The sequence below is a fragment of the Streptomyces sp. YIM 121038 genome, from assembly GCF_006088715.1.
Lineage (GTDB): Bacteria > Actinomycetota > Actinomycetes > Streptomycetales > Streptomycetaceae > Streptomyces.
Window position 1 is genome coordinate 5,107,753 of the sequence record NZ_CP030771.1, and the last position, 24,631, is coordinate 5,132,383.

20 protein-coding genes are annotated in these 24,631 nt (G+C 71.6%); 10 read left to right on the forward strand and 10 right to left on the reverse strand.

Going from position 1 to position 24,631, the window contains the following annotated elements; all coding sequences use genetic code 11:
- Window positions 1–343 precede the first annotated feature (343 nt).
- Window positions 344–1,945, forward strand: a complete 1,602-nt coding sequence (locus C9F11_RS21755; RefSeq protein WP_138960845.1) for a protein kinase — start codon at window positions 344–346, stop codon at window positions 1,943–1,945.
- A gap of 65 nt (window positions 1,946–2,010) precedes the next feature.
- On the opposite strand, the gene C9F11_RS21760 is transcribed toward C9F11_RS21755, so the two are convergent.
- Together C9F11_RS21760 and C9F11_RS21765 are read right to left on the reverse strand one after the other, a co-directional pair.
- On the reverse strand, window positions 2,011–2,463 hold the full coding sequence (locus C9F11_RS21760) for a pyridoxamine 5'-phosphate oxidase family protein (protein WP_138960846.1): 453 nt from the start codon (window positions 2,461–2,463) through the stop codon (window positions 2,011–2,013).
- Between the two features lie 201 nt (window positions 2,464–2,664).
- Window positions 2,665–3,327: a response regulator transcription factor gene (locus tag C9F11_RS21765; RefSeq protein ID WP_138960847.1), complete on the reverse strand. Its 663-nt coding sequence runs from the start codon at window positions 3,325–3,327 to the stop codon at window positions 2,665–2,667.
- Between the two features lie 359 nt (window positions 3,328–3,686).
- Here C9F11_RS21765 and pdhA point away from each other — a divergent pair, with 359 nt between their 5' ends.
- From pdhA to C9F11_RS21780, 3 genes are read left to right on the forward strand one after another with little or no spacing between them, the layout of a single operon-like run.
- Window positions 3,687–4,931, forward strand: coding sequence for a pyruvate dehydrogenase (acetyl-transferring) E1 component subunit alpha (gene pdhA, locus C9F11_RS21770; protein WP_138960848.1), 1,245 nt, complete (start codon window positions 3,687–3,689; stop codon window positions 4,929–4,931).
- A 2-nt stretch (window positions 4,932–4,933) separates the two neighbouring features.
- Window positions 4,934–5,914 carry an alpha-ketoacid dehydrogenase subunit beta gene (locus C9F11_RS21775; protein WP_138960849.1) on the forward strand — a complete coding sequence of 327 codons (981 nt, stop codon included), beginning with the start codon at window positions 4,934–4,936 and terminating at the stop codon, window positions 5,912–5,914.
- A gap of 11 nt (window positions 5,915–5,925) precedes the next feature.
- Window positions 5,926–7,335, forward strand: a complete 1,410-nt coding sequence (locus C9F11_RS21780) for a dihydrolipoamide acetyltransferase family protein (protein ID WP_138960850.1) — start codon at window positions 5,926–5,928, stop codon at window positions 7,333–7,335.
- Window positions 7,336–7,406: 71 nt separating this feature from the next.
- Here C9F11_RS21780 and C9F11_RS21785 read toward each other — a convergent pair whose 3' ends face one another.
- Window positions 7,407–8,291 carry a serine hydrolase gene (locus C9F11_RS21785; protein WP_138960851.1) on the reverse strand — a complete coding sequence of 295 codons (885 nt, stop codon included), beginning with the start codon at window positions 8,289–8,291 and terminating at the stop codon, window positions 7,407–7,409.
- A 293-nt stretch (window positions 8,292–8,584) separates the two neighbouring features.
- Between C9F11_RS21785 and C9F11_RS21790 the strand changes: the two genes are divergently transcribed.
- Complete coding sequence (locus tag C9F11_RS21790; RefSeq protein ID WP_138960852.1) at window positions 8,585–9,292, forward strand: GntR family transcriptional regulator; 708 nt, start codon at window positions 8,585–8,587, stop codon at window positions 9,290–9,292.
- Window positions 9,289–10,611, forward strand: coding sequence for an MFS transporter (locus C9F11_RS21795; protein ID WP_138960853.1), 1,323 nt, complete (start codon window positions 9,289–9,291; stop codon window positions 10,609–10,611). Before C9F11_RS21790 ends, C9F11_RS21795 begins: the two co-directional genes overlap by 4 nt.
- Window positions 10,612–10,678: 67 nt before the next feature.
- Here the strand turns inward: C9F11_RS21795 and C9F11_RS21800 are convergent, their stop codons facing one another.
- Entirely contained in the window at window positions 10,679–11,503 is an 825-nt protein-coding gene (locus C9F11_RS21800) for a maleylpyruvate isomerase family mycothiol-dependent enzyme (protein ID WP_138960854.1), read from the reverse strand.
- A gap of 136 nt (window positions 11,504–11,639) precedes the next feature.
- Here C9F11_RS21800 and C9F11_RS21805 point away from each other — a divergent pair, with 136 nt between their 5' ends.
- Window positions 11,640–12,467 carry a carbon-nitrogen family hydrolase gene (locus C9F11_RS21805; RefSeq protein WP_138960855.1) on the forward strand — a complete coding sequence of 276 codons (828 nt, stop codon included), beginning with the start codon at window positions 11,640–11,642 and terminating at the stop codon, window positions 12,465–12,467.
- Between the two features lie 155 nt (window positions 12,468–12,622).
- Here the strand turns inward: C9F11_RS21805 and C9F11_RS21810 are convergent, their stop codons facing one another.
- The 4 genes from C9F11_RS21810 to C9F11_RS21825 all read right to left on the reverse strand — a co-directional run bounded on the left by C9F11_RS21810 (window position 12,623) and on the right by C9F11_RS21825 (window position 17,458).
- A complete protein-coding gene (locus C9F11_RS21810; protein ID WP_138960856.1) occupies window positions 12,623–13,120 on the reverse strand; it encodes an LURP-one-related family protein in 498 nt (165 codons plus the stop codon).
- Window positions 13,121–13,185: 65 nt separating this feature from the next.
- Entirely contained in the window at window positions 13,186–14,490 is a 1,305-nt protein-coding gene (locus C9F11_RS21815) for a M18 family aminopeptidase (protein WP_138960857.1), read from the reverse strand.
- Between the two features lie 154 nt (window positions 14,491–14,644).
- A complete protein-coding gene (locus C9F11_RS21820; protein WP_138960858.1) occupies window positions 14,645–16,471 on the reverse strand; it encodes an acyl-CoA dehydrogenase in 1,827 nt (608 codons plus the stop codon).
- Between the two features lie 129 nt (window positions 16,472–16,600).
- Window positions 16,601–17,458: an alpha/beta fold hydrolase gene (locus C9F11_RS21825; protein ID WP_138960859.1), complete on the reverse strand. Its 858-nt coding sequence runs from the start codon at window positions 17,456–17,458 to the stop codon at window positions 16,601–16,603.
- 144 nt (window positions 17,459–17,602) lie between these two features.
- On the opposite strand from C9F11_RS21825, the gene C9F11_RS21830 reads away from it, so the two are divergent.
- Window positions 17,603–18,079 (forward strand): SseB family protein, encoded by a 477-nt coding sequence (locus C9F11_RS21830; RefSeq protein WP_138960860.1) that lies wholly within the window; start codon window positions 17,603–17,605, stop codon window positions 18,077–18,079.
- Window positions 18,080–18,134: 55 nt separating this feature from the next.
- Here the strand turns inward: C9F11_RS21830 and C9F11_RS21835 are convergent, their stop codons facing one another.
- Entirely contained in the window at window positions 18,135–19,238 is a 1,104-nt protein-coding gene (locus tag C9F11_RS21835; RefSeq protein ID WP_249401829.1) for a cytochrome P450, read from the reverse strand.
- 717 nt (window positions 19,239–19,955) lie between these two features.
- Here C9F11_RS21835 and C9F11_RS21840 point away from each other — a divergent pair.
- Together C9F11_RS21840 and C9F11_RS21845 are read left to right on the forward strand one after the other, a co-directional pair.
- Window positions 19,956–20,912: a pirin family protein gene (locus C9F11_RS21840; protein WP_138960862.1), complete on the forward strand. Its 957-nt coding sequence runs from the start codon at window positions 19,956–19,958 to the stop codon at window positions 20,910–20,912.
- A gap of 315 nt (window positions 20,913–21,227) precedes the next feature.
- A complete protein-coding gene (locus C9F11_RS21845; RefSeq protein WP_138960863.1) occupies window positions 21,228–22,313 on the forward strand; it encodes an AI-2E family transporter in 1,086 nt (361 codons plus the stop codon).
- Here C9F11_RS21845 and C9F11_RS21850 read toward each other — a convergent pair.
- Complete coding sequence (locus C9F11_RS21850; RefSeq protein WP_138960864.1) at window positions 22,247–24,544, reverse strand: SpoIIE family protein phosphatase; 2,298 nt, start codon at window positions 24,542–24,544, stop codon at window positions 22,247–22,249. The two genes, C9F11_RS21845 and C9F11_RS21850, sit on opposite strands and share 67 nt — an antisense overlap.
- Window positions 24,545–24,631 lie beyond the last annotated feature (87 nt).

The following is a 24,631-nucleotide window of genomic DNA, read 5'->3' on the forward strand; positions in this document are numbered from 1 at the left end:
GCGGACGCGAGACGGCGCCGCGGTTGTGACTGTGGCTATGGGTTGCGACCGATGACGTCGAGAAGACGGTGATCGATCCGCTATTCCTGGCCAAGTCTGCCCGAGGGGGATGCCACGTCAAGCTCGGTGCCCGTTCCGTGACCGTACGCGCAAGAAGAGTCTCGGAAGCGTTACAAGTTTGCCTCGGGGAGCCCTCGGCGGGTTTGATGGCCGGTCCTTCTCGGACCGGCATGCCGCGCGGAGGCTGTAGCGTGGCACGGCGGAGTACCCCGTACCGCTCCTATCACGTATCCGGTGCACGCCCTCCACGGGCGGACCACGATCAGAACGACGGCGAGGACTGATGGCACAGACGCAGCGCGCTCAGGGCCCGTCCGACCCCGAGGCGACTGGCGGCGGTATGTCAGACGTGCCCGAGATGTGGGGGAACGGTGGCCTGGTCGGAGACGGTAGGTACCGGCTGACCCACCGGCTCGGCCGTGGTGGCATGGCCGAGGTGTTCGCCGCGGAGGACGTGCGTCTGGGACGTACGGTCGCGGTCAAACTGCTGCGCGCCGACCTCGCCGAGGACCCGGTGTCCAAGGCCCGCTTCACGCGCGAGGCGCAGTCGGTCGCCGGTCTGAACCACCACGCGGTCGTCGGGGTCTACGACTCCGGCGAGGACTTCATCGGCGGGAACTCCGTCCCGTACATCGTGATGGAGCTGGTCGAGGGCCGCACCATCCGCGATCTGCTGATCAACGCGGAGGCGCCCGGGCCCGAGCAGGCGCTGATCATCGTGTCGGGCGTCCTGGAGGCGCTCGCCTACTCGCACCAGCACGGCATCGTGCACCGCGACATCAAGCCCGCGAACGTCTCCATCACCAACACCGGCGCGGTGAAGGTGATGGACTTCGGCATCGCGCGCGCCCTGCACGGCGCGTCCACGACGATGACGCAGACCGGCATGGTCATGGGCACGCCCCAGTACCTGTCGCCCGAGCAGGCGCTCGGCAAGGCCGTCGACCACCGGTCCGACCTGTACGCGACGGGCTGTCTGCTGTACGAACTGCTCGCGCTGCGGCCGCCGTTCACCGGTGAGACGCCGCTGTCCGTGGTCTACCAGCACGTCCAGGACACGCCCGTACCGCCGTCCGAGGTGTCCGACGCGGCGCCGCCGGAGCTCGACGGGCTCGTCATGCGGTCCCTCGCCAAGGACCCCGACGACCGCTTCCAGACCGCCGAGGAGATGCGCGGTCTGATCCAGTACGGGCTCCAGATGCTCGCCGAGCAGGGCAGCCACACGGGGACCTGGAACACCGGCCCGGTGACGGCCGTGCACGGGCACGAGGGCGCGCACACCCCGGCGATGGGCGTCGGCGGCACCACCGCGATGCCGCACCCCGGGGACAGCGGTACCCAGCAGATCCCGAGCCCCATGCTGCGGCCGCCGGGCGGCGACGACGGCGGCTTCGACGGCGGGCACCGCGACGGTGGCGGGCGGGGCCGCGCGGGCAAGGTGTGGATCCTGGCCGTGCTCGCGGTGATCGCGGTCGCGGTGGGCGTCGCGTTCGCGCTGTCCGGGAACGGCGGCGGCGACAAGAAGGACGACGGCCCCTCCAAGACGCCCTCGACGAAGCAGTCGCAGGAGAAGAAGCCGAGCAAGAGCGCGGACGACGACGAGACGGCCGACAACAACACGCAGCCCGGTGGCGACGGCACCGGGGGGCAGAACGACTACCCCCAGCAGTCGACCCGGCCGACGCATCAGCAGACCCAGCCGACGACGAAGCCCACGGAACCGACGAATCCGCCGACGGAGCCCACGGATCCGCCGACCGATCCGACGGACCCGCCCACCGATCCCTCGGATCCGCCCACCGAGCCGTCCGACCCGGTCTCGCCGCCGGACGACGGCGGGAACGACGGCGGTACGGAGGGCGGCGAGGGCTCCGACTCCGAGTGATCCTCCGCGGCGACTCCGAGTGATCCTCCGCGGCGACTCCGAGTGATCCTCCGGGGTCCCCGGGCTCAGCCCCGGGCCCTGGCCACCCGGTGGGCGGACCAGCCGTCCACAGAGGTACCGGCGGGGCTCAGCGTGTGGACCACGGCCTTCTGCGGGGCTATGCGCAGGTACACCGCGTCGTACGGCTCGCCGTCCACGAAGCGCGGGGGTGCGCCGAAGCGCGCGAGCTCCGCCGTGGTGGGGCGCACGGCCTCGCAGAGCCCGACGAGCTGGACCGTCCACTGGCCCTCGGCGGCCGCCGCCGTGCCCAGGTTGTCCGCGCCGTACGCGACGACGCTCCCGACGCACGCGTCGTGGTACCCGAAGCCCCGGTGCATGCGCAGCAGGACGTGCCCGTCGGTCACGATGTGGCGGGCCGCCGCGAGGAAGGGCAGGGCGCGCATGCTGGTCGCGACCCGGCCGTAGTCGGTGCGCCGGAGCAGGGCGAAGGCGAGCTGCTGGTCGGAGTCGGAGGGCATGGTTCCTACCGTCCCGCACGCGCGCGGGGCGGGAGAAGAGCCCCCCGCCCCGTAACCAAGGGACGTAAGTCCCGAGGGCCCGGGCCCGCTGCGGTCCGGGAGCGCCGGAAGGGGCACGGGGCTGTGTCTGTGTGCGGCTCCACCGCGAGGGCGCGACAGCGACAACGGTGCCCGCATGGTGCGGCACATCCCGCGAAGCGCTCAGCGAAGGCGCTCGGCCTGCATCCGCGCCACGTACGCCGCCGCCTGCGAGCGGCGCTCCATGCCGAGCTTGGACAGCAGGCTGGAGACGTAGTTCTTGATCGTCTTCTCGGCGAGGTGGAGGCGCTCGCCGATGGCGCGGTTGGTGAGTCCCTCGCCGATCAGGTCGAGGATCTTGCGCTCCTGCTCGGTGAGGTTGGCCAGGCGGTCGTCGCCCTTGGCGCCGCTGCCGTCGCGCAGGCGCTCCAGGACGCGGGCCGTGGCGACCGGGTCGAGCAGGGACTTCCCGGCGGCGACGTCCCGCACGGCGGACAGGAGTTCATTGCCGCGGATGGCCTTCAGGACATATCCGGAGGCACCGGCCATGATCGCGTCGAAGAGGGCCTCGTCGTCCGCGAAGGAAGTGAGCATCAGGCATTTGATGGAGTCGTCCTGCGAACGGATCTCACGGCAGACCTCGACTCCGCTGCCGTCGGGAAGGCGGACGTCGAGCACCGCCACATCCGGACGCGTGGCCGGAATGCGCACCAAGGCGTCGGCGGCCGTGCCCGCCTCTCCGACCACCTCGATGTCGGACTCCACCGAGAGGAGCTCATGGACTCCGCGACGCACGACCTCGTGATCATCGAGCAGGAATACCGTGATTTTTCCTTGTTCGCGCACGGTGCCAGTGTCACACATCAACTCTTCCCGTGCCCGGGGTGGCCGGGATAACGTGCCGGTGTTCCGGCCCCCTGCCAGGCTGTGATCAGTGGCGTGACCAGCGAGTGTTTCCCGGCTTCTCGGTTTAGTTGGATTTCCTAGTGGGCCTTTACTTGGAAATCCAAGCAAAATTGCAGGTCAGACGGGGTTTCACAGTTTCGGTACGCACTGGGTAACGTGCTTGGAGAAGGGCGCTCGCCGGGACGACTGTCACGCCTAATCCCGCTGAGCCGCACCCACCCCGTGCGACGGGCTGGAATCGGGCGAGCCGTACTGGCCTGCCGGTGGACCCCGGGGGCCGGACCGACGGAGGAGCACACGTGACCGTGGAAAGCACCGCCGCGCGTACGCCGCGCCGCGCAGGCACAGGCAGCGGCGCCAAGCGCACCAGTGCCGGCGCGAAGAAGAGCGCAGGCGCGAAGAAGAGCGCGAGTGCCGAGAAGGCCACGGGCCCGGGCACGCAGCCCGAGCTCGTCCAGCTGCTGACGCCCGAGGGCGAGCGGGTCGAGAACCCCGCGTACGACAAGTACGTGGCGGACGTGACCCCCGAGGACCTGCGCGCGCTGTACCGGGACATGGTGATGACCCGCCGCTTCGACGCCGAGGCCGTCACGCTCCAGCGCCAGGGCGAGCTGGGCCTGTGGCCCTCGCTGCTCGGCCAGGAGGCGGCCCAGGTCGGCTCGGGGCGCGCGACCCGCGACGACGACTACGTCTTCCCCACCTACCGCGAGCACGGCGTCGCCTGGTGCCGTGGCGTCGACCCGACGCTGCTGCTCGGCATGTTCCGCGGCGTGAACCACGGCGGCTGGGACCCCAACAGCAACAACTTCCACCTGTACACCATCGTGATCGGCTCCCAGACGCTGCACGCGACGGGCTACGCGATGGGCGTGGCCAAGGACGACGCGGACAGCGCGGTGGTCGCGTACCTCGGCGACGGCGCCACCAGCCAGGGCGACGTGGCGGAGGCCTTCACGTTCGCGGCGGTCTACAACGCCCCCGTGGTGTTCTTCTGCCAGAACAACCAGTGGGCGATCTCCGAGCCGACCGAGAAGCAGAGCCGCGTACCGCTGTACCAGCGCGCGCAGGGCTACGGCTTCCCGGGCGTGCGCGTCGACGGCAACGACGTCCTCGCCTGCCTCGCGGTCTCCAAGTGGGCCCTGGAGCGGGCGCGCACCGGCGAGGGCCCCTCCCTCGTCGAGGCGTTCACGTACCGCATGGGCGCGCACACCACCTCCGACGACCCGACGCGCTACCGCCGCGACGAGGAGCGCGAGGCGTGGGAGGCCAAGGACCCGATCAAGCGGCTGCGGGCGTATCTGGAGGCCGGGGGCCACGCGGACGAGGCGTTCTTCGCGGAACTCGACGCGGAGAGCGAGACGTTGGGCAAGCGGGTGCGGGACGTGGTGCGGTCCATGCCCGACCCCGAGCCGATGTCGATCTTTGAGAACATCTACGCGGACGGGCACGCTCTCGTGGACGAGGAGCGGGCCGATTTCGCCGCCTACCAAGCGTCGTTCGCGGACGCCCCTGCGGACGCCGTCACCGGCGGAGAGGTCAAGTAGCCATGGCCGTGAAGAAGTTGCCGGTCGCCAAGGCGATCAACGAATCCCTGCGCACGGCCCTGGAGGCCGACCCCAAGGTCCTCGTGATGGGTGAGGACGTCGGCAAGCTCGGCGGCGTCTTCCGGGTCACGGACGGGCTGCAGAAGGACTTCGGCGAGGACCGCGTCATCGACACGCCGCTCGCCGAGTCCGGCATCGTCGGCACCGCGATCGGCCTGGCCCTGCGCGGCTACCGGCCGGTCGTGGAGATCCAGTTCGACGGCTTCGTCTTCCCCGCGTACGACCAGATCGTCACGCAGCTCGCGAAGATGCACGCGCGGTCGCTCGGCAAGGTCAAGGTGCCGGTCGTCATCCGCATTCCCTACGGCGGCGGCATCGGCGCCGTCGAGCACCACAGCGAGTCCCCCGAGGCGCTGTTCGCGCACGTCGCGGGCCTGAAGGTGGTCTCTCCCTCGAACTCGTCGGACGCGTACTGGATGCTCCAGCAGGCCATCCAGAGCGACGACCCGGTCATCTACTTCGAGCCGAAGCGGCGCTACTGGGAGAAGGGCGAGGTCAACACCGAGTCCATCCCGGACCCGCTGCACGGGGCGAGCGTGGTCCGCGAGGGCACGGACGCGACGCTCGTGGCGTACGGCCCGATGGTGCGCACCTGTCTGGAGGCGGCCGCGGCCGCGGCCGAGGAGGGCAAGTCCCTGGAGGTCGTCGACCTGCGCTCCGTCTCGCCGATCGACTTCGACACGGTGCAGGCCTCGGTCGAGAAGACCGGCCGGCTGATCGTCGTGCACGAGGCGCCGGTGTTCTTCGGCTCGGGCGCGGAGATCGCCGCGCGCGTCACCGAGCGCTGCTTCTACCACCTGGAGGCGCCCGTCCTGCGGGTCGGCGGCTTCCACTCCCCGTATCCGCCCGCGCGGGTGGAAGAGGACTATCTGCCGGGCCTCGACCGGGTGCTCGACGCCGTCGACCGCTCGCTTGCGTACTGAGGGAAGGGGTCGTGACGACAATGACTGACACCACGTCGGCCGTCCGCGAGTTCAAGATGCCCGACGTGGGCGAGGGACTCACCGAGGCGGAGATCCTCAAGTGGTACGTGGCCGCGGGCGACACCGTCACCGACGGCCAGGTCGTGTGCGAGGTGGAGACGGCCAAGGCGGCCGTGGAGCTGCCGATCCCGTTCGACGGCACGGTCCGTGAGCTCCGGTTCGCCGAGGGCACGACCGTGGACGTCGGCCAGGTGATCATCACCGTGGACGTGTCCGGGGGCGCGGCGCCCGCGCCCGCCGCGGCGCCGGAGCCCGCGCCGTCGGCGGAGCCCGCGGCCCCCTCGGGGCGCCAGCCGGTCCTCGTCGGGTACGGCGTCGCGGAGTCCTCCACCAAGCGCCGCGCCCGCAAGCAGGTTCCGGGCCAGGCCGATCCCTCGCCCGCCGCGGCCGCCGTCCAGGCCGAGCTGAACGGCCACAGCGCGCCGCCGCCCGCTCCGGAGGCGGCGGCTCCCGCGCCCGCCGGTGCCCGGCCGCTGGCCAAGCCGCCGGTGCGCAAGCTCGCCAAGGACCTGGGCGTGGACCTCGCCACGGTCACGCCGACGGGCCCGGACGGCGTCATCACCCGCGAGGACGTGCACGCGGCGGTGGCCCCGGCGCCCGCGCCCGCGGCCCCCGCGGCCGCGGGGGTCCAGGAGCCCGTAGCGGTGGTGGCCGGGGACGCGCGGGAGACCCGCATCCCGGTCAAGGGCGTCCGCAAGGCGACCGCGCAGGCGATGGTCAGCTCGGCGTTCACGGCGCCGCACGTCACGGAGTTCGTGACGGTGGACGTGACGCGCACGATGAAGCTCGTCGAGGAGCTGAAGCAGGACCGGGCCTTCGAGGGCCTGCGGGTCAACCCGCTCCTGCTGATCTCCAAGGCGCTCCTGGTGGCGATCCGCCGCAACCCGGGGGTGAACGCCGCCTGGGACGAGGCGAACCAGGAGATCGTCCAGAAGCACTATGTGAACCTGGGCATCGCCGCGGCGACCCCGCGCGGTCTGATCGTGCCGAACATCAAGGACGCGCACGCCCAGACCCTGCCCGAACTGGCCGCCTCGCTCGGCGAGCTGGTGTCCACGGCCCGCGAGGGCAGGACGTCGCCCGGCGCGATGCAGGGCGGCACGGTGACGATCACGAACATCGGCGTCTTCGGCATCGACACGGGCACGCCCATCCTGAACCCCGGGGAGTCCGCGATCCTCGCGGTCGGCGCGATCAAGCTCCAGCCGTGGGTCCACAAGGGCAAGGTGAAGCCGCGCCAGGTGACCACCCTCGGCCTCTCCTTCGACCACCGCCTGGTGGACGGGGAGCTGGGCTCGAAGGTGCTCGGCGACGTGGCGGCGATCCTGGAGCAGCCCAAGCGGCTGATGACCTGGGCGTAAGCGCGCACATACGGGAGAAGGGGGCCCGCCGCGGTGTGCGGCGGGCCCCCTTTCCCCTGTGACGGCGGGAGTTACGCGACGCGGAAGCCGTAGTCCATGATCTTCTTGGCGTCCTTGTAACGGGCTTCCTTCGTCGGCGCGGTCAGGACGGTGCCGACGACCGTCTTGCCGTTGCGGGTCGCGGCGAAGACCAGGTTGAACTTGGCCTGGGCGCCGGAGCCCGTCTTCACGCCGATGGCACCGCGGTAGGTGCCGAGCAGCTGGTTGGTGTTGCCCCAGACCGGCATCCCACGGGTGCCGCCGTTGGGCATCTTGGGCTTGGCCTTGTAGCCCTTGGTCTTCACGACGGTGCGGAAGAGCGAGTTCTTCATCGCCTTGACCGTCAGCTTGGTGAGGTCGCGCGGCGAGGAGTAGTTCGCGCCATTGCTTATGCCGTCGAACGAGTCGAAGTGCGTGTTGCGCAGGCCCAGGTCGCGCGCGGTCTTGTTCATCTTGCCGATGAAGGACTTCACGCGGGCGGCGCGCGAGGAGCCCTTGCCGTAGGTGTCGGCGAGGGCGTAGGCGGCGTCGCAGCCGGACGGCAGCATCAGGCCGTAGAGCAGCTCGCGGACCGTGGCGGTGTCGCCGACGATCAGGCCCTTGGCCGAGGAGGCGCCGTTGCGGACGATGTAGTCGCTGTACGCCTTCTGGTACTTGACCTTGCGGTTCAGGTTCAGCCCCGGCTGGTTCAGCACCGTGAGCGCGGTCGCGATCTTGGTGGTGGACCCCGTCTTGAGGCGGGTGTCGGCGCCCTTCGTGAACAGCGTCTTGCCCGTGCCGCTGTTCATGAGGAAGCCGCCCTTGGCCGAGATCGACGGCTTGGGCGGCGCGGCGGCGTGCGCGGCGGGGACCGTGATGACCGTCGTCGTCATGACGGCGCCGGCCGTGATGACGGCGGCGGCCGAGGCCCGGCGCATGCCTGTTGTCCGAATTCTCAAAGTAAACGCTCCATTGTCCCTGATGCGTAAGTTGGGCGGCCCGCGCCCCGAATCCCCCTGAAGTACAGACGACATGGGGGAGCCGCCACGGACAAGACTCGCGACGGCGCGTGAAGGATGCACGGACGACGGAAAAAGTGACCCGAAAGTTGTCGCATGGTCACGTACGTACGAGTGCCGCGTTTGGACGGGGCGGGACGGGGCGTGCGGGTGCCGCGTCCGGATCGTGGACGCAAGATCCATCGGATACCTGTTGTATCTATGCTGTGCGCATGCCGACCGCGCCTGCCGCTCCCCCCGCCCCCGTCACGTCCGGCCCCGTCACGGCCGCTGCCTCGCCCGGGAAACAGCCCCCCGCCGCCGAGCGCGTCTACGCGCACGTGAAGCGGGCCGTCCTGGAGCGGCACTACGAGGGCGGCACGCTCCTGACCGAGGGCGAGCTGGCCGAGGCCGTGGGGGTGTCCCGCACACCGGTGCGCGAGGCGCTCCTGAAGCTGGAGGTGGAGGGGCTGCTCCGGCTCTACCCGAAGAAGGGCGCGCTCGTCCTGCCCGTCTCCGCGCAGGAGATCGCGGACGTCGTCGAGACCCGGCTCCTGGTGGAGACCCACGCGGTGCGCAAGGCGGTGCCCGCGCCGCCGGGCCTGCTCGACCGGCTCGCCGAACTCCTCGAGAAGCAGCGGGCGCAGGCGACGGCGGGCGACCTCGCGGGGGCGGCCACCACGGACCGCTGCTTCCACGCCACGATCGTCCGCAGCGGCGGCAACGAGATCCTGGCGCGCCTGTACGACCAGCTGCGCGACCGCCAGCTGCGGATGGGCGTCGCGGTGATGCACTCCCACCCCGACCGGATCGCCAAGACCCTGGCCGAGCACGAGGAGATCCTGGCCGCGCTGACGGCCGAGGACGCGGACGCCGCGGTGGCGGTCGTCACCCGGCACGTCGGCTGGTTCCAGAACCTGGCCCGGGGGGCCACGCGATGAGCGCCTCCGCCACCAGGGCCGGGCGGCTGCCCGGGGATCCGCCGGGCGGACGGCGGGCCGTCTTCGTGTGGTCCGTCGGCGTCGCCGTCTACTTCGTCGCCGTCACCTTCCGTACGTCGCTCGGCGTCGCGGGCCTGGACGCCGCCGACCGCTTCCACGTCAACGCGTCGGCCCTGTCGACGTTCTCCATCCTCCAGCTCCTCGTGTACGCGGGCATGCAGATACCCGTCGGCCTGATGGTCGACCGGCTCGGCACGAAGAAGGTCCTCACGCTCGGCGCGGTCCTGTTCACCGCGGGGCAGCTCGGCTTCGCGCTCGCGCCCTCGTACGGGACGGCGCTCGCCGCCCGCGCGCTGCTCGGCTGCGGCGACGCGATGACGTTCATCAGCGTGCTCCGGCTCGGCACCCGCTGGTTCCCGGCCCGGCGCGGGCCCCTGGTCGCGCAGCTCGCGGGCCTGGTGGGCATGGCGGGCAACCTGGTCTCCACGCTCGTCCTGGCCCGGCTCCTGCACGACATCGGCTGGACCCGGGCGTTCGCGGGCAGCGCGCTCGCCGGAGTCGTCGTCCTCGTCCTCATGGCGCTGTTCCTGAAGGACCACCCCGAGGGCCACGAGCCGCCGCCGCGGGCCGCCAGGGACGCGGCCGGGCCCGGCTTCGTGCGCGAGCAGATCGCGCGGTCCTGGCGGGAGCCCGGCACCCGGCTCGGCCTGTGGGTGCACTTCACCACGCAGTTCCCGGCGATGGTGTTCCTGCTGCTGTGGGGCCTGCCGTTCCTGGTCGAGGCGCAGGGCCTCAGCCGGGGCGCGGCGGGCGACCTGCTGACCCTCGTCGTCCTGTCGAACATGGCGGTCGGCCTGGTCTTCGGCCAGATCGTGGCCCGGCACCACGCGGCGCGGCTGCCGCTGGCGCTCGGCACGGTGGGAGCTACCGCGGTGGTCTGGGCCGGTGTCCTCGCGTACCCCGGCGACCACGCGCCGCTGTGGCTGCTGGTGGTGTTGTGCGTGGTGCTCGGGGCGTGCGGCCCCGCCTCGATGATCGGTTTCGACTTCGCGCGCCCGGCGAACCCGCCGGAGCGCCAGGGCACGGCCTCGGGCATCACCAACATGGGCGGCTTCGTGGCGTCCATGACCACGCTGCTCGCGGTCGGCGTCCTCCTCGACGCCACGGGCGACGACTACCGGATCGCGTTCTCCTCGGTCTTCGTGCTTCAGGCGCTCGGGGTGAGCCAGATCCTGCGGCTGCGGGGGCGCGCGGCGCGGCGGGAGCGCGAGCGGCTCGTCGCGAGCCGGGTGGAGACGGTGCACGTGCCCGCGGCGTGAGGCGGTGGGAGGGGGCTCGCCCCCTCCCCGGGGCCGCGTCGTGGGGAGGCGCCTGTGTGCGGCCGGGTCACGGGGTGACGGAGAAGTCCCCCAGGATCGCCTCGCCCAGCTCCTGGTCGCCCTCGACCTTCACGCGGTCGCGGACCGCCGTGTGCGCCACGCGCCCGCAGGCGAGACGCGCGTACGTCTCCCAGTCGGTGGCGATGGTGACGAGCGGGCCCAGCGAGGGGGTGTTGTCGACGGTGCCCCTGCCCTCCGCGTCCACGCGCACCGTGCGCAGGAACTCCACGGGCCCGCTCACGTCCACGACGACGGCGGAGTTCGCGGGGGCGCCCGCCTTCTTGGCGACGACCTTCGCGAGGCCGTACAGCATCAGATCGCGGGCGACGTACGCGCCCGGCGAGTCGAGGTTTCCCGGCCTGCCCAGCGTGACCCGCAGGTCCTGCTCGTGCACCCACACGTCGAAGGCCCGGATCCGCATGGCGAGTTCGAGGCTCTGCTCGGTGCCGAGGGGGCCGCGCACCATGGTCTCCGGGGCGCGCGACTCGTTCCGGATCTGCCGGTTGCGGCGGATGATCGTGTACTCCAGCTCGGAGGTCATCTCCGGTGCCGTGTGGTGGCGGCGGACGTCCACCTGCATCTCCATGTACCGCTGGCCCTCGGTCTTCACGTGGTACAGGTCGCGCGGCAGCGTGTGGATCGGGCGCGGATCGCCGAGCATCTCGCAGTCCAGGCCGATGACGTGCGAGACGATGTCCCGCACGGACCAGCCCGGGCACGGGGTTGGCTGGTTCCACTCGCCCTCGGCGAGCGGGGTCACCAGCTCGGATATCGCTTCCACGGCGTGGGCCCAGGCATCGGCGTAGGTTTGCAGGCTGGGATGGAGACTCACGGGACCCCTCGGCGGTCGTACGCGGGCGGTGGGTGTCTTGGGGCTTTAAGTTACGCTGCCCGTGGGCACCCCGGCAGTGCTTTCGTGTGACGATCGTAGGCCTACTTGACGGTTCGAATGCCAGGACGGTGGTACTGTGCGCGCCTCTCTCCTCCAGATCGCCGTAGAGGATGACGAATCAGTCAAGTCCCGGCGGCTGCGGGTCTCTTCGCTGGTGCGCGAGGTGGCCGAGCGGGAGAGCCCCGATCTGATCGTCCTGCCCGAGCTGTGGACCACCGGGGCCTTCGGGTACGAGGCGTTCGCCACGGAGGCGGAACCGCTGGAGGGTCCGACGTACGAGGCGATGGCCGAGGCCGCGCGCGACGCGGGCGTGTGGCTGCACGCGGGCTCCGTCCCCGAGCGCGCCGCGTCCGACGGCGGCGCCGCGGGCGAGGGGGCCCTCTACAACACCTCCCTCGTCTTCTCGCCCGCCGGTGAGCTCGCCGGCGCCTATCGAAAGATCCACCGCTTCGGCTTCGACAAGGGCGAGGCCGTGCTGATGGGCGCGGGCCGCGAGCTGGTCACCGTCCGGACGCCCGAGGCGGTGCTCGGCCTCGCCACCTGCTACGACCTGCGCTTTCCCGAGCTCTTCCGGGGGCTCGTGGACGCGGGGGCCGAGGTCTTCGTGGTGCCCGCGGGGTGGCCCGCGCGGCGGCGCGCGCACTGGTCGCTGTTCGCGCGGGCGCGGGCGGTGGAGGACCAGGTGATCGTGCTCGCGTGCGGGACCGCGGGGGCGCACGCGGGGGTGCCGCAGGCGGGGGCGAGCGTGGTGGTCGACCCCTGGGGCGAGGTGCTCGCGGAGGCGGGGCCCTCCGGGGCGGAGGTCCTCACCGTGGATCTCGACCTTGCCAAGGTCGCGGAGGTCCGGGAGCAGTTCCCGGCGCTGAAGGACCGGCGGCTGGGCGTGGCCGAGCCCCGGCTTTGACCGCTGGGCCGTGCCTGGGCCGCGCCTTTGCTTCGACGGCTGAGCGGCGCCTCGGTGCTGTGCCCACCCTTCCCCAAGCTCTCGGCTCCGCTCGAGCAGGGGATGCCCCACTCGCCCTGCGGGACGATTGCCCACAGCGGAGACGGCGGGGGGGGCTAGTCCTCGCCGTGTTCCTTTTCCGCGAGGCGGATGACGCAGACCGTGATGGCCACCAGGAGGGCCGGGTCCGCGTCGTCGCGGGTGATGTGGAGGCCGTAGGTGTCCCGCACGCTGAACCAGCGGCGGGAGACGTCCGCGAGCAGCTCCCCCTCGTACTCGATCGCGAACTCGCGGTCGAAGATCTTGCCGCTGACGTCGAGCACGGTGCTGCCGTCGGCCAGCTCCACGCGGTAGTGGTTGCGCAGCAGCGAGAGCCGCTTGCGCTTGATCCTGGCCAGCGGCTCGCCCTCGCGCTCGATCACCATCGTGTCGCGCAGGGCGAGCATCTTGGCGTGGATGTCGATGAGCACCCGCCCCTGCGGATCCTTCAGCTCGAAGGTGTCCCGCAGCCGCATGGCCTTGCCGTCGACGAGGAAGACCTTGCGGCCCCGGTCGTCCTCGATCCAGTAGTCGTCACCGATGCCGAACAGACGGTCGCGCACGAGAAGCCTCATGCGCCCATGAGTACCCGCAAACGGGATGTTTCCGCCTCCCGCGCGCAGGGACGGCCCGAAAGGGGTCAGCCTTCGAGGAACGCCCGCAGCGCGTCCGCCAGCATGGGCGGGTCGTCGACGCCGCACAGCTCGCGCACGCTGTGCATGGACAGGATCGCGACGCCGATGTCGACCGTCTTGATGCCGTGCCGCGCCGCCGTGATGGGGCCGATGGTCGTGCCGCAGGGCATCGCGTTGTTGGAGACGAACGACTGGAACGGCACGCCCGCCTTCTCGCACGCGGCGGCGAACACCGCGCGGCCCGCGCCGTCGGTGGCGTAGCGGTTGTTGACGTTCACCTTCAGGATCGGGCCCCGGTTGGCGCGCGGGTGGTGCGTCGGGTCGTGCCGCTCCGCGTAGTTGGGGTGCACGGCGTGCCCGGTGTCGGACGACAGACAGACCGTGCCCGCGAAGGCGCGGGCCTTGTCCTCGTACGAGCCGCCGCGGGCGAACACCGAGCGCTCCAGGACGCCGCCGAGCAGCGGACCGTCGGCGCCGGTGTCGGACTGCGAGCCGTTCTCCTCGTGGTCGAAGGCGGCGAGCACCGGGACGTACGGCAGCGCGTCGGCGCCGGAGGCGGTGGCCACGGCGGCGAGCGCGGCCGTACCGGCGTGCACGGACAGGAGGTTGTCCATGCGCGGGCCCGCGAGCAGCTCGCGGTCGCGGCCCAGATACGCGGGCGCCTCGACGGAGTGGGTCATCAGGTCCCAGCCGGTCACCTCGCCGGGGGCGAGGTCGCACTCCTCCTCCACGAAGCGGATCAGGTCGCCCTCGCGCACGTCGTCGCCCAGGCCCCAGATGGGCTGCATGTGCTTCTGCTTGTCCAGCTTGAGGCCCTCGGTGGGCACCGAACGGTCCATGTGGATGGCCAGTTGGGGCACGCGGAGCAGCGGGCGGTCCACATTGACCAGGCGGGTGGAGCCGTCGCGCAGGGTGAGGCGGCCCGCGAGGCCGAGGTCGCGGTCCAGCCAGGAGTTGAGCAGCGGCCCGCCGTAGATCTCGACGGCCACCTGGCGCCAGCCGTGGGCACCGGCGTCCGGCAGCGGCTTCACCCGCAGGTTCGGGGAGTCGGTGTGCGCGCCGACGATGCGGAACGGGGTGTGGGCACGTGCGCCCTCCGGCACGAACCAGGCGATGATCGCGCCGCCGCGCAGCACGTACTTGCCGCCGCTCGAGGCGTCCCAGGCGTCGGTCTCCTCGACCTGCCGGAAGCCCGCTTTCTCCAGCCGCTCCGCGGCGCTCGCCACGGCGTGGTACGGCGACGGGCTGGCCGCGAGGAAGGACATCAGGTCGTCGGTGTGACCGCGATCGAAGCGGGGGCGTGTGCGCATGCCGCTCAGCCTAACCAGGCCCTCGGGCCCTGTGCGGGGCCTCCGGTCGCGGTGGTGCCCCTGGTCCCGTCCCCTTGGCCCGCTGTGGCGGGTGTCGCCCGACACCGGTGGCCCGCCCCCGGACGGGAGCGGGCCACCAGAGCTTCGGCGGGGCCTAGAACGCGGCCTCGTCGAGCTCCATCAGGTCGAGGCCGACGCCCTCGGCGAGGGCGCGCTGGGTGGCGACGCCCGGCAGGACGTTCGCCGCGAAGAACCTGGCCGCGGCGATCTTGCCCTGGTAGAAGGGCACGTCCTTCGAGGCCGCGGTCGGCAGCTTCTCGGCGGCCACGGCGGCACCGCGGAGCAGCAGATAGCCCACGACCACGTCACCGGAGGCGAGCAGCAGGCGGGTGGTGTTGAGCCCGACCTTGTAGATCGACTTCACGTCCTGCTCGGTGGCGGCGAGGTCGGTCAGCATGACGCCGACCATGGCCTCCAGCTCGACGGCGGCCTTGGCCAGCTCCTCGCGGGCCCCGGCGAGCTCCTCGCCCCCGGTGCCGACGGCGAGGAACTTCTTGATGTCCTCGGCGAGGCCGTTGAGCGCGGCGCCCTGGTTGCGGACGATCTTCCGGAAGAAGAAGTCCTGGCCCTGGATCGCGGTCGTGCCCTCGTAGAGAGTGTCGATCTTGGCGTCGCGGATGTACTGCTCGATCGGGTACTCCTGCAGATAACCCGAGCCGCCGAAGGTCTGGAGCGACTGGGCCAGCTGCTCGTAGGCCTTCTCGGAGCCGTAGCCCTTGACGATGGGGAGCAGCAGGTCGTTGAGCGCGTGCAGGGCGGTGGCGTCCTCGCCCGTCGCCTCCTTGACCGCGATCTCGTCCTGGACGGCGGCGGTGTGCAGGACCAGGGCGCGCATGCCCTCCGCGTACGCCTTCTGCGTCATGAGGGAGCGGCGCACGTCCGGGTGGTGGGTGATCGTCACCTTGGGCGCGCTCTTGTCCATGAACTGGGCGAGGTCGGGGCCCTGGACGCGCTCCTTGGCGTACTCCAGGGCGTTGAGGTAGCCCGTGGAGAGGGTGGAGATCGCCTTCGTGCCGACCATCATGCGGGCGAACTCGATGATGCGGAACATCTGGCGGATGCCGTCGTGCTTGTCGCCGATCAGCCAGCCCTTGGCGGGGTGCTGGTCGCCGAACGTCATCTCGCAGGTGTTGGACGCCTTGAGGCCCATCTTGTGCTCGACGTTCGTCGCGTACACGCCGTTGCGGGCGCCGAGCTCGCCCGTCTCGAAGTCGAACTCGTACTTCGGGACGAGGAAGAGGGACAGGCCCTTGGTGCCGGGGCCCGCGCCCTCGGGGCGGGCGAGGACGTAGTGGAGGATGTTCTCCGACATGTCGTGCTCGCCGGACGTGATGAAGCGCTTCACGCCCTCGATGTGCCAGGAGCCGTCCTCCTGCTGCACGGCCTTGGTGCGGCCCGCGCCTACGTCCGAACCGGCGTCCGGCTCGGTGAGGACCATCGTCGAGCCCCACTGCTTCTCGACGGCGATCTCGGCGATCTTCTTCTGGACGTCATTGCCCTCCTCGAAGAGGATCCCGGCGAACGCCGGGCCCGAGGAGTACATCCAGATCGCCGGGTTCGAGCCGAGGAGCAGCTCCGCGTACGCCCAGATCAGGGAGCGGGGCGAGGTGGTGCCGCCGATCTCCTCGGGCAGGCCGAGGCGCCAGTACTCGGAGTCCATGAAGGCCTGGTAGCTCTTCTTGAAGGAGGCCGGGACGGGGGCGGTGTTGGTCTCCGGGTCGAAGACCGGAGGGTTGCGGTCGGCGTCCTCGAAGGAAGCGGCCAGCTCGTTCTCCGCGAGGCGGGCGAGCTCGCTGAGGACGCTCTTGGCGGTCTCGACGTCCATCTCCGCGAACGGGCCGGTGCCGTACAGCTTGTCGCGGCCGAGGACCTCGAAGAGGTTGAACTCGATGTCGCGGAGATTCGACTTGTAGTGCCCCATGGCGACGGCTCCGTAATGGCTTGGGAGGCGGGGACCTCGTAGGCGTACCAGTAAGTAGCTTGTGGTCTTAAATGATGCTACCCGTCGGTAATAAGAGGCAACCCCTGAGCGCCCAAGTGTGAGCTGGGTCTACTTCCTCCCGCCCCGGTGTGCGGGCTGGCCGTCCAGGAAGTCGGATATCAGCCGCTGCCACTGGGCGGGCTGCTCGGCGAAGGGCAGGTGGCCCGTCGCGAGGTCCGCCGTCCGGGCGCCCGCGATGCCGGCCGCCGCCTCGCGCTGGAGCGCGGGCGGGATCAGCTGGTCCTCGGTCGTGATGATCGCCAGCGTCGGCACCGCGATCCGCGCCAGGTCGGCCCGCACGTCGACCCTGGCCACCAGGTCCACATGGTCGGCCGAGCCCTCCGGGATCGACTCCGCCGTGCCCCGCACGGTCGCCTCCGTGTCGGCGGCGGACAGGGACGCGAGGGCCGCCGGGCTCAGCGCGAGCGGCAGCAGGAACCGGGCCAGGGTGTCCCGGTCACCGGACGCGGCGAGGCCGCGCCAGACCTCGGCCGTCAGTCGCGTACGGGTGTCCGGGCGGGCGAAGGGGGCCGTCAGGACCAGGGCCGTCACCCGCTCCGGGTGGCGCGTCGCCGCCCGCAGCGCCACGGCCGTGCCCAGCGAATAGCCCACCAGGGCGAAGCTCTCCAGGCCCTCGGCGTCGGCCGCCGCGACCAGCTCGTCCGCGAGGGCGTCCAGGGCCAGCGGGGTCTGCGACCGGGGGGTGGCTCCCGTGCCCGGGTAGTCGACGCCCACGACGCGGTGCGTCGGCGTCAACGCGTCGAGAACCGGGCCGTAGTTGGCCGCTGTCGAGCCGCCCGCGCCGTGGGCGAGCAGTACGCCGGGGCCCGTGCCCGCGGCCGTGCGGGCGAACGTCGCGCCGGGCGCGGGTGCGGTCGGGGCCGGCGAATCCGTCGCTGAGGTCGGCGTCTGCGGGTGTGCGGGCATGGGAGTCCCCCTTCGGTTCCGGCGGCCACGACTATCTGTAGCCGCCACTACAGAAACCGTAGCCGAGTCGTCGCGCCATTGTCTAGCGGTCGCTAGATAAATATTCCGGCGGCCCGCCACGCCGCTCTCGGTAGGCTGGGGGGCATGTACGGCTACGACCAACACGCCGGTGTCGGCCAGGGGTACGCCCCGCCGCAGCAGCCGCAGCACGCGCAGATGCCCGGTGGTTACGGCCAGCAGCCCCCGCTGTATCCCGAGCCGTCGCCGCCGTCCCTCGCGGACGCGGTGCGCGCGTTCACCACGGGCTCGATGTCCGCCGAGGACTTCCAGCAGATCTTCGCGACCTCGAAGGTGTACTGCCCGCGCGGCGACAACCCGGGCTTCCTCGCGCTGCACAACACCCAGCAGCCGGTCATCCCGATGTTCACGTCGCTCAAGGAGCTGCGCCGCTACGCGGGCAAGGACTCCAAGTACTTCGTCATCACCGGCGCCGAGGTGATCGACCTGCTGCCGACCGGCTACGGCTTCGTCCTGGACATGGAGGGCGAGCACCGCATGGTGTTCGACGCGAAGGCCGTCGAGCAGATGGTGGACTTCGCGATGCGCCGCATGTACGGCTGACCGCCCGTCAGGACCCGTGCCTGTAGGGGCCGCCCGTCAGGGACCCGGCCGCCCGTCAGGTCCGGCGGACCTTGTCGCGGTGGCCCACGTGGACGGTCCGTACGCCGAGCAGGCCGAGGAGCGGTACCTCCGCGGTGCGTTGGCCGGGGGCGACGATCAGGCCGGTCCTGCGGATGTGGCCGAGGAGCAGCTCGGCGAGCGGCATGACCAGATGGCGGCCCCAGCAGCGCTCGCTGACGTGGCCGAACGGCAGGTAGCCGGGGGTGTCGTCGGGGTCGAGGGCGTCCCAGCGCTCGGGCCGGAACTCGTCCGGGGCGTCCCAGAGGGCGGGGTCGCGGTGGGTGAGCAGCGGCAGCATCAGGATGTCGTCGCCGGGGCCTATCCGGTCGTCGACGGCCGGGTACTCGGGCGACCGGTTGCGCAGCAGGTTCCACGACGGGGGCAGTAGGCGCATCGCCTCGTACAGGACGGCGCGGTCGGACGCGGAGTCGTCGAAGGGGGAGCCGAGCCACAGGGCGTTGGCGACGAGGGTGGAGACGGTGAAGCAGACCGGGGCGGCGGCGCGACGGTACATGCCCATGGCGTAGCGCCGGTCCTGGTAGGTCTCCGCCTCGGCGACGAGGTTCGCCAGCTGGGTCAGGTGCGGGCCGGGCCGGGGGCGGCGGGGCAGGGCCGCGCCGGTCACGATCGTCGTCCAGGTGACCTTGGTGTCGATCTCCAGGAGGCGGGACATCAGGACGCGCAGGCGCCAGGGGTCGTCGCGCAGGACCAGGTCGCGCAGGAACCGGTGCCCGGTGATCGGCCACGGCCCGGACAGGTCCGTGTCCGCGGGGAGCGGGTCGGGGCCGTCCAGGGCGGCGCGGACGTCCCGGCCGACGGTCCGCATCACCGACGCGGCCTCGGCCTTGGAGATCGAGCGGCCGTGCAGGGGCTTGAAGGTGGGGCGCTCGGTCTCGGTCGCCCGGCGCGCGGCCAGGACGCGGTCCGAGAGCTCCGCGCCCGCGATGCCGATCGTGTCGGGTTCCAGCCGTACGAGATCCTTGCCGGTGTGCTCGTCGAGGAGCGCCTGAAGCCGGGGCGCGAAAACCGTGGTGCGGCGATTCCGCGGATGCGTCCGAGTGCGGGCGGATGGATTTCCCGGGCCGCCGGTTCCACGCACCGCTGCGCTTTCTGAATTCTTTACGGTGGCGTCGGTTGCGCTCTCCGCCTTTTTGCTCCGCTGATTCTGGCTGTGCTCGGTGGATGACATACGGAGGTCTCCGGAATGAGGGGCCCGCGCGCGGCGGAACGGAAGGAAACCGGCTCCTGTGCCGTGCGCGGGCCCGTGGGCCCGAAGGTCAGTACCGGACGTGCCGGGCGGTCCGGACCCGGGTCAGCAGGGCGCTCAGTACCAGATGTACCAGGCGGACTGCTTCAGGCTCGGCTCGTTCTTCTTCGTGGCGGCCTTCAGGGCCTTGATGATCTTAGCCATGTAAAACCCTCCCTCCCTGCGTTTTGAGTACGCGGAAACAGTGGTTTAGGAGCAGCAATTCGCGGGCGCCCAAAGGGTGCCGGGAAATGTGCTCCTGTTGTTGCGTGGTGAGTGAATCGGTCTGCGGCTCACGTTGTCAATGGGTTGCTCTTCTTTTGGCGCGTCCCGAGAAGTCGTTATCTCTATATGTGGGATATGTGGCGATCTTGTGGTGGCGGGTGCGGGACTGGTGCGGGGTGGGTGCGCTCCCGGGTGCGGAGGGGTGACGGGGGCGCCGGGGGGCGCGTTTCGGTCAGGGGGGTGTGTGGCGGGGCGGGCGGCGGGAATGCCGTCGGGCCGTGCCGCGTTCCAGGTGGCAGAAAGTTCTACGTTCAACTAACCTGAGCGCAAGAGGAGGTCCGAACCATGCCTGCAGTGACCGTTGAGAACCCGCTGACCCTGCCCCGCGTGACCGTGCCCGCCGACACCACGGCGCGGCCCGTGCTCGCCGTGAAGACCGCGCCGAGCGGCTTCGAGGGCGAAGGGTTCCCGGTGCGCCGGGCCTTCGCCGGGATCAACTACAAGTACCTCGACCCGTTCATCATGATGGACCAGATGGGCGAGGTGGAGTACGCGGCCGGAGAGCCCAAGGGCACGCCCTGGCACCCGCACCGCGGCTTCGAGACCGTGACGTACCTGATCGACGGCACGTTCGTGCACCAGGACTCCAACGGTGGCGGCGGCACCATCAAGAACGGTGACACCCAGTGGATGACGGCCGGCTCCGGCCTGCTCCACATCGAGGCGCCGCCGGAGTCGCTCGTCATGTCCGGCGGCCTCTTCCACGGGCTCCAGCTGTGGGTGAACCTGCCCGCCAAGGACAAGATGATGGACCCCCGCTACCAGGACATCCGCGGGGGCCAGGTGCGGCTGCTGACCTCGCCGGACGGCGGGGCGCTGCTGCGGGTCATCGCCGGTGGGCTCGACGGGCACGAGGGGCCCGGCATCACGCACACCCCGATCACCATGGTCCACGCGACGGTGCGGCCGGGGGCCGAGGTCACGCTGCCCTGGCGGGAGGACTTCAACGGGCTCGCGTACGTGCTGGCCGGGCGCGGGTCGGTGGGTGCGGAGCGGAGGCCCGTCCAGGTGGGGCAGACCGCCGTCTTCGGGGCGGGGGGTTCCCTCACCGTCCGGGCGGACGAGCGGCAGGACTCCCACACGCCGGATCTGGAGGTCGTCCTGCTGGGCGGGCAGCCGATTCGGGAGCCGATGGCGCACTACGGGCCGTTCGTGATGAACACCCGCGAGGAGCTGCAGCAGGCGTTCGAGGACTTCCAGAAGGGGAGGCTGGGGTCCGTGCCCGCGGTCCACGGCATGTGACCTCCTCCGGCCGGGCGCCTGCCCCCCTGCGCGGGGCGGGCGCCTTCTGCCTGGGCGGGGGCCTTCCCTGTGCGGGGCGGTGCCCCTCTGCCCGGGGCCGGGCCCTGTTGGACGGTTGCTCCCCGCTGTGGGCTGTGCCCACCCGTTCCGCCCTCTGGGCGGACCAGCTGCCCACAGCGGGGAGGGGGGAGGGGGTGAGCGGATCAGCTGCGCACAGCGGGGCGGACCGGCTGCCCACTGCGCGGAGCGGGAGGGTGGCCACTCGGGCGCTTCGTTCCGGGTGCGGGGTGCCGGGGGGCGTGTTCGGGTGGCAGGGTGTCTTCGCTTCTGCCTGAGGTGGTGCGGCGGCTGGCCGCCTGGTGCGTGGTGGCGCTGCTCGTCACGGGTGTCGCCGCCGTCGGGGTCTGGCTGTGCGTCGTCTTCAAGACCGCCGTCACCCCCGTACTGCTCGCGCTGCTCGGGACCGCGCTGCTCGGGCCGCTGTACCGGCGCCTGGTGCGGATGCGGGTGCAGCGGTCGCTCGCGGCCGGACTGACGTGCGCGGCCGTGCTCGCGGTCGTCGGCGGGGCGACGTACATCGTCGTGAAGGCCCTGATCGACACCGGCGGCCAGATCGTGGACTCCCTCAAGAACGCCGCGCACGACCTGTCGAAGCACTTCGGCGCGGCCGGGACCTCCCTGGACGACCTGGCGTCCAACTCCAAGGACCTCCTCGGCAAGTTCGGCGGCACGGCGGCCTCGGGCGTGGTCAGCGGCCTGAGCGTGGTCGGCGAGATGATCGCGACCGCGGTCCTCGCGCTGCTGCTCGTGTTCTTCTTCCTGCGGGACTCCCACAAGGCGGCGAGCACGCTGCGGTCCCTGGTGCCCGCGCACTCCGGGGACACCGTGGAGGCGATGGCGCGGCGGGCCTTCACGGCCGTCGAGGGGTTCATGCGCGGCACGACGTTCATCGCGCTCATCGACGCGGTGTGCATCACCGTCGGGCTGCTGATCCTGCGCGTTCCGGGGGCGTGGGGGCTCGGCGCCCTGGTGTTCGTCGGGGCCTACATCCCCTACCTGGGGGCGTTCCTCTCCGGGGCCATCGCCATCCTCGTGGCGCTCGCCGACCGCGGCCTCGTCATCGCCCTGTGGGCGCTCGGCGTGGTGCTCGCGGTGCAGGTCCTGGAGGGGCACGTGCTCCAGCCGATGATCCAGAGCAGGACCGTGCAGATGCACCCGGCGGTGGTGATGCTCGCGATCACCGCGGGCGCGTCCGTCGCCGGGATCATCGGCATGCTGCTCGCCGTGCCGCTGACGGCCGCGGCCTTCGGGGTGGTCAGCGAGTTGCGGGTCCGCTACGCGGAGAAGGCGTCCGCGGGGCCCTCCCCGGCGTCCCCTTCGGCCGAGGCCGAGCCTTCGTAGAGCTCGAACCAGATGCTCTTGCCCTCCCCGCGCGGGTCCACGCCCCACCGGTGGGCGAGCAGGTCCATGAGGACGAGACCGCGCCCGGAGGAGGCGAGTTCGCCGGGGTGGCGCTTGTGCGGCAGGTCGTCACTGCTGTCGGTGACCTCCGCGCGCAGCCTGCGCGTGCCGTTCTCGCCGGTGACCTCGGCGACGAGGAGGGCGTCGCCGTCGGTGTGCACCAGGACGTTGGTGATCATCTCGGAGATCAGCAGGACGGCGGAGTCGACCTGGTCGGTGTCCGCCCAGTCGTGCAGCAGGTCCCGCAGGTGCCCCCGCGCGCCCGCGACGCGCTCCGGCTCGGCCTGCGCGATGGTCAGCATCGTGCGGCGGATGCGGACGCGCTCCTCGGGGCGCCCGGTGCGGCGCAGCAGCAGGAGGGCGATGTCGTCCTCGCGGCGGTCGGCGAGCGGCCCCGTGGTGTGGTGCGAGGAGGGGCCGTGCACCGCCTGGACGAGGGTGTCGGCGAGGGTCTCCAGGTCGTCGTCCGCCCCGGCGGGGCGGGACCGGGTCTCGTACTCCGGGCCCGCGGGCTCCGCGTACTCGGAGAACCCGTCGTAGTTCTCCAGGACGCGCCGGATCCGCGTCCAGCCGGTCTCCAGGTCGTGGCCGCCGGTCTCTATCAGGCCGTCGGTGCAGATCAGCATCGTCTCGCCGGTGTCGAGGACGAGCCGGGTCGTGGGGTAGTCCGCGTCCGGGTCGATGCCGAGGGGCAGGCCGCCCGCGATGGGCCGCTGCAGAACCGTTCCGTCGGACATGCGGACGACGGGTTCGGGGTGGCCCGCGCGGGCGATCTCCAGGAGGCCGGTCGCCGGATCGGCCTCTACGTAGAGGCACGTCGCGAAGCGCGGGTCCGTGGCCGCGTGGTCGGGGTCGTCCCGGGAGTCCGTGGACCCGTAGGTGATGCCGTCCGTGATGCCGGACAGGAAGCGGGTGGCGCGGGAGAGGACCGCGTCCGGGCGGTGGCCCTCCGAGGCGTACGCGCGCAGGGCGATGCGGAGCTGCCCCATCAGGCCCGCCGCCCGGACGTCGTGGCCCTGTACGTCGCCGATGACGAAGGCGATGCGCCCGCTGGGCAGCGGGATCATGTCGTACCAGTCGCCGCCGACCTGGAGGCCGCCGCCGGTCGGTACGTAGCGCGCGGCGACGCTCATGCCGGGGATCTCGGGGCCGAGCGTCGGCATCATGGACCGCTGGAGGCCCTCGGTCAGCTCCCGCTCGGACTCGGCGACCCCGGCCCGCGACAGGGCCTGCGCCAGCATCCGGGCGACGGTCGTCAGGACGGAGCGCTCGTCGGGCGTGAACGAGACGGGGTACGTGAACGCGGCCATCCAGGCGCCCATCGTGCGGCCCGCCACGGTCAGCGGCAGGAACGCCCAGGACTGCCGCTTGAAGCGGGACGCGAGGGGCCACGTCGTCGGATAGCGGCGGCGGTACTCCTGCGGCGACGACAGATAGACGGCGCGGCCGGTGCGCAGCACCTCGGCGGCCGGGTAGTCGGTGTCCAGGGGCATGGCGGCGAGCGGATCGTCGTCCCCGTAGCCGTGGTGTCCGTGGTGGCCGACGACGGTGAGCCGGTCGCCGGTGGAGCCGAAGACGGCGAGGCCGTCCGGGGAGAACCCGGGCATGGACAGGCCCGCGGCGACCCGCAGGACCTCCTCCGTGGACCGCGCCTCCGCGAGCGCGCGCCCCGCGTCGAGCAGGAAGGCCTCGCGGGAGCGGCGCCAGTCGCCGGTGACGGGCGCGCGGGCGGCGGCGCCGGGCCCCGGCTCGGTGACCTCCTGGAGGGTGCCGATGAGCTCGTACGCGGTCGACGAGGAGTCGTGGACCACCGGCTTGGTGCGGCTGCGGACCGTGCGCAGGACGTGCCGGCCCTGCTCGTCCATGATCCGCAGCCGGGCCTCGGCGAGGGTGCCCTCGGCGACGGCGAGCTGCACGATGCCGTGGATCTCGTTCCAGTCGACCGGGTGGAAGCGGGAGCGCACGCCGACCTCGGTGGTGGTCTGGGCGCGCGGCGCGAGCCCGAGCAGCCGGGCGGCCTCCGCGTCGAGCGTGACGGTGCCGCTCGCGTTGTCCCAGCGCCACAGGCCGGTGGCGATCGCGGCGAGTACGTCCTCCACAGGGGGCAGTGCGCCCTGGCCGGGCGGCAGGGAGGCGTCACCCCTCTGCTCGCGGGGCTCATTGGTGCGCATTGCTTCACTGTAGGAAGAGGTACGGACCAGCCGCCACCGAGTGCCGGGCGCGGCATCGCCGGCGGGGTTGCGCCCCCGCCGTACCGC

Coding starts and splice junctions, on each gene's coding strand:
- C9F11_RS21790 (WP_138960852.1), top strand. CDS start 8,585: ATGCCGACCGCGCCTGCCGCTCCCCCCGCCCCCGTCACGTCCGGCCCC.
- C9F11_RS21825 (WP_138960859.1), bottom strand. CDS start 17,458: ATGCCCGCACACCCGCAGACGCCGACCTCAGCGACGGATTCGCCGGCC.
- C9F11_RS21795 (WP_138960853.1), top strand. CDS start 9,289: ATGAGCGCCTCCGCCACCAGGGCCGGGCGGCTGCCCGGGGATCCGCCG.
- C9F11_RS21760 (WP_138960846.1), bottom strand. CDS start 2,463: ATGCCCTCCGACTCCGACCAGCAGCTCGCCTTCGCCCTGCTCCGGCGC.
- C9F11_RS21785 (WP_138960851.1), bottom strand. CDS start 8,291: ATGCGCCGGGCCTCGGCCGCCGCCGTCATCACGGCCGGCGCCGTCATG.
- C9F11_RS21820 (WP_138960858.1), bottom strand. CDS start 16,471: ATGGGGCACTACAAGTCGAATCTCCGCGACATCGAGTTCAACCTCTTC.
- C9F11_RS21775 (WP_138960849.1), top strand. CDS start 4,934: ATGGCCGTGAAGAAGTTGCCGGTCGCCAAGGCGATCAACGAATCCCTG.
- C9F11_RS21815 (WP_138960857.1), bottom strand. CDS start 14,490: ATGCGCACACGCCCCCGCTTCGATCGCGGTCACACCGACGACCTGATG.
- C9F11_RS21850 (WP_138960864.1), bottom strand. CDS start 24,544: ATGCGCACCAATGAGCCCCGCGAGCAGAGGGGTGACGCCTCCCTGCCG.
- C9F11_RS21830 (WP_138960860.1), top strand. CDS start 17,603: ATGTACGGCTACGACCAACACGCCGGTGTCGGCCAGGGGTACGCCCCG.
- C9F11_RS21840 (WP_138960862.1), top strand. CDS start 19,956: ATGCCTGCAGTGACCGTTGAGAACCCGCTGACCCTGCCCCGCGTGACC.
- C9F11_RS21755 (WP_138960845.1), top strand. CDS start 344: ATGGCACAGACGCAGCGCGCTCAGGGCCCGTCCGACCCCGAGGCGACT.
- C9F11_RS21810 (WP_138960856.1), bottom strand. CDS start 13,120: ATGAGGCTTCTCGTGCGCGACCGTCTGTTCGGCATCGGTGACGACTAC.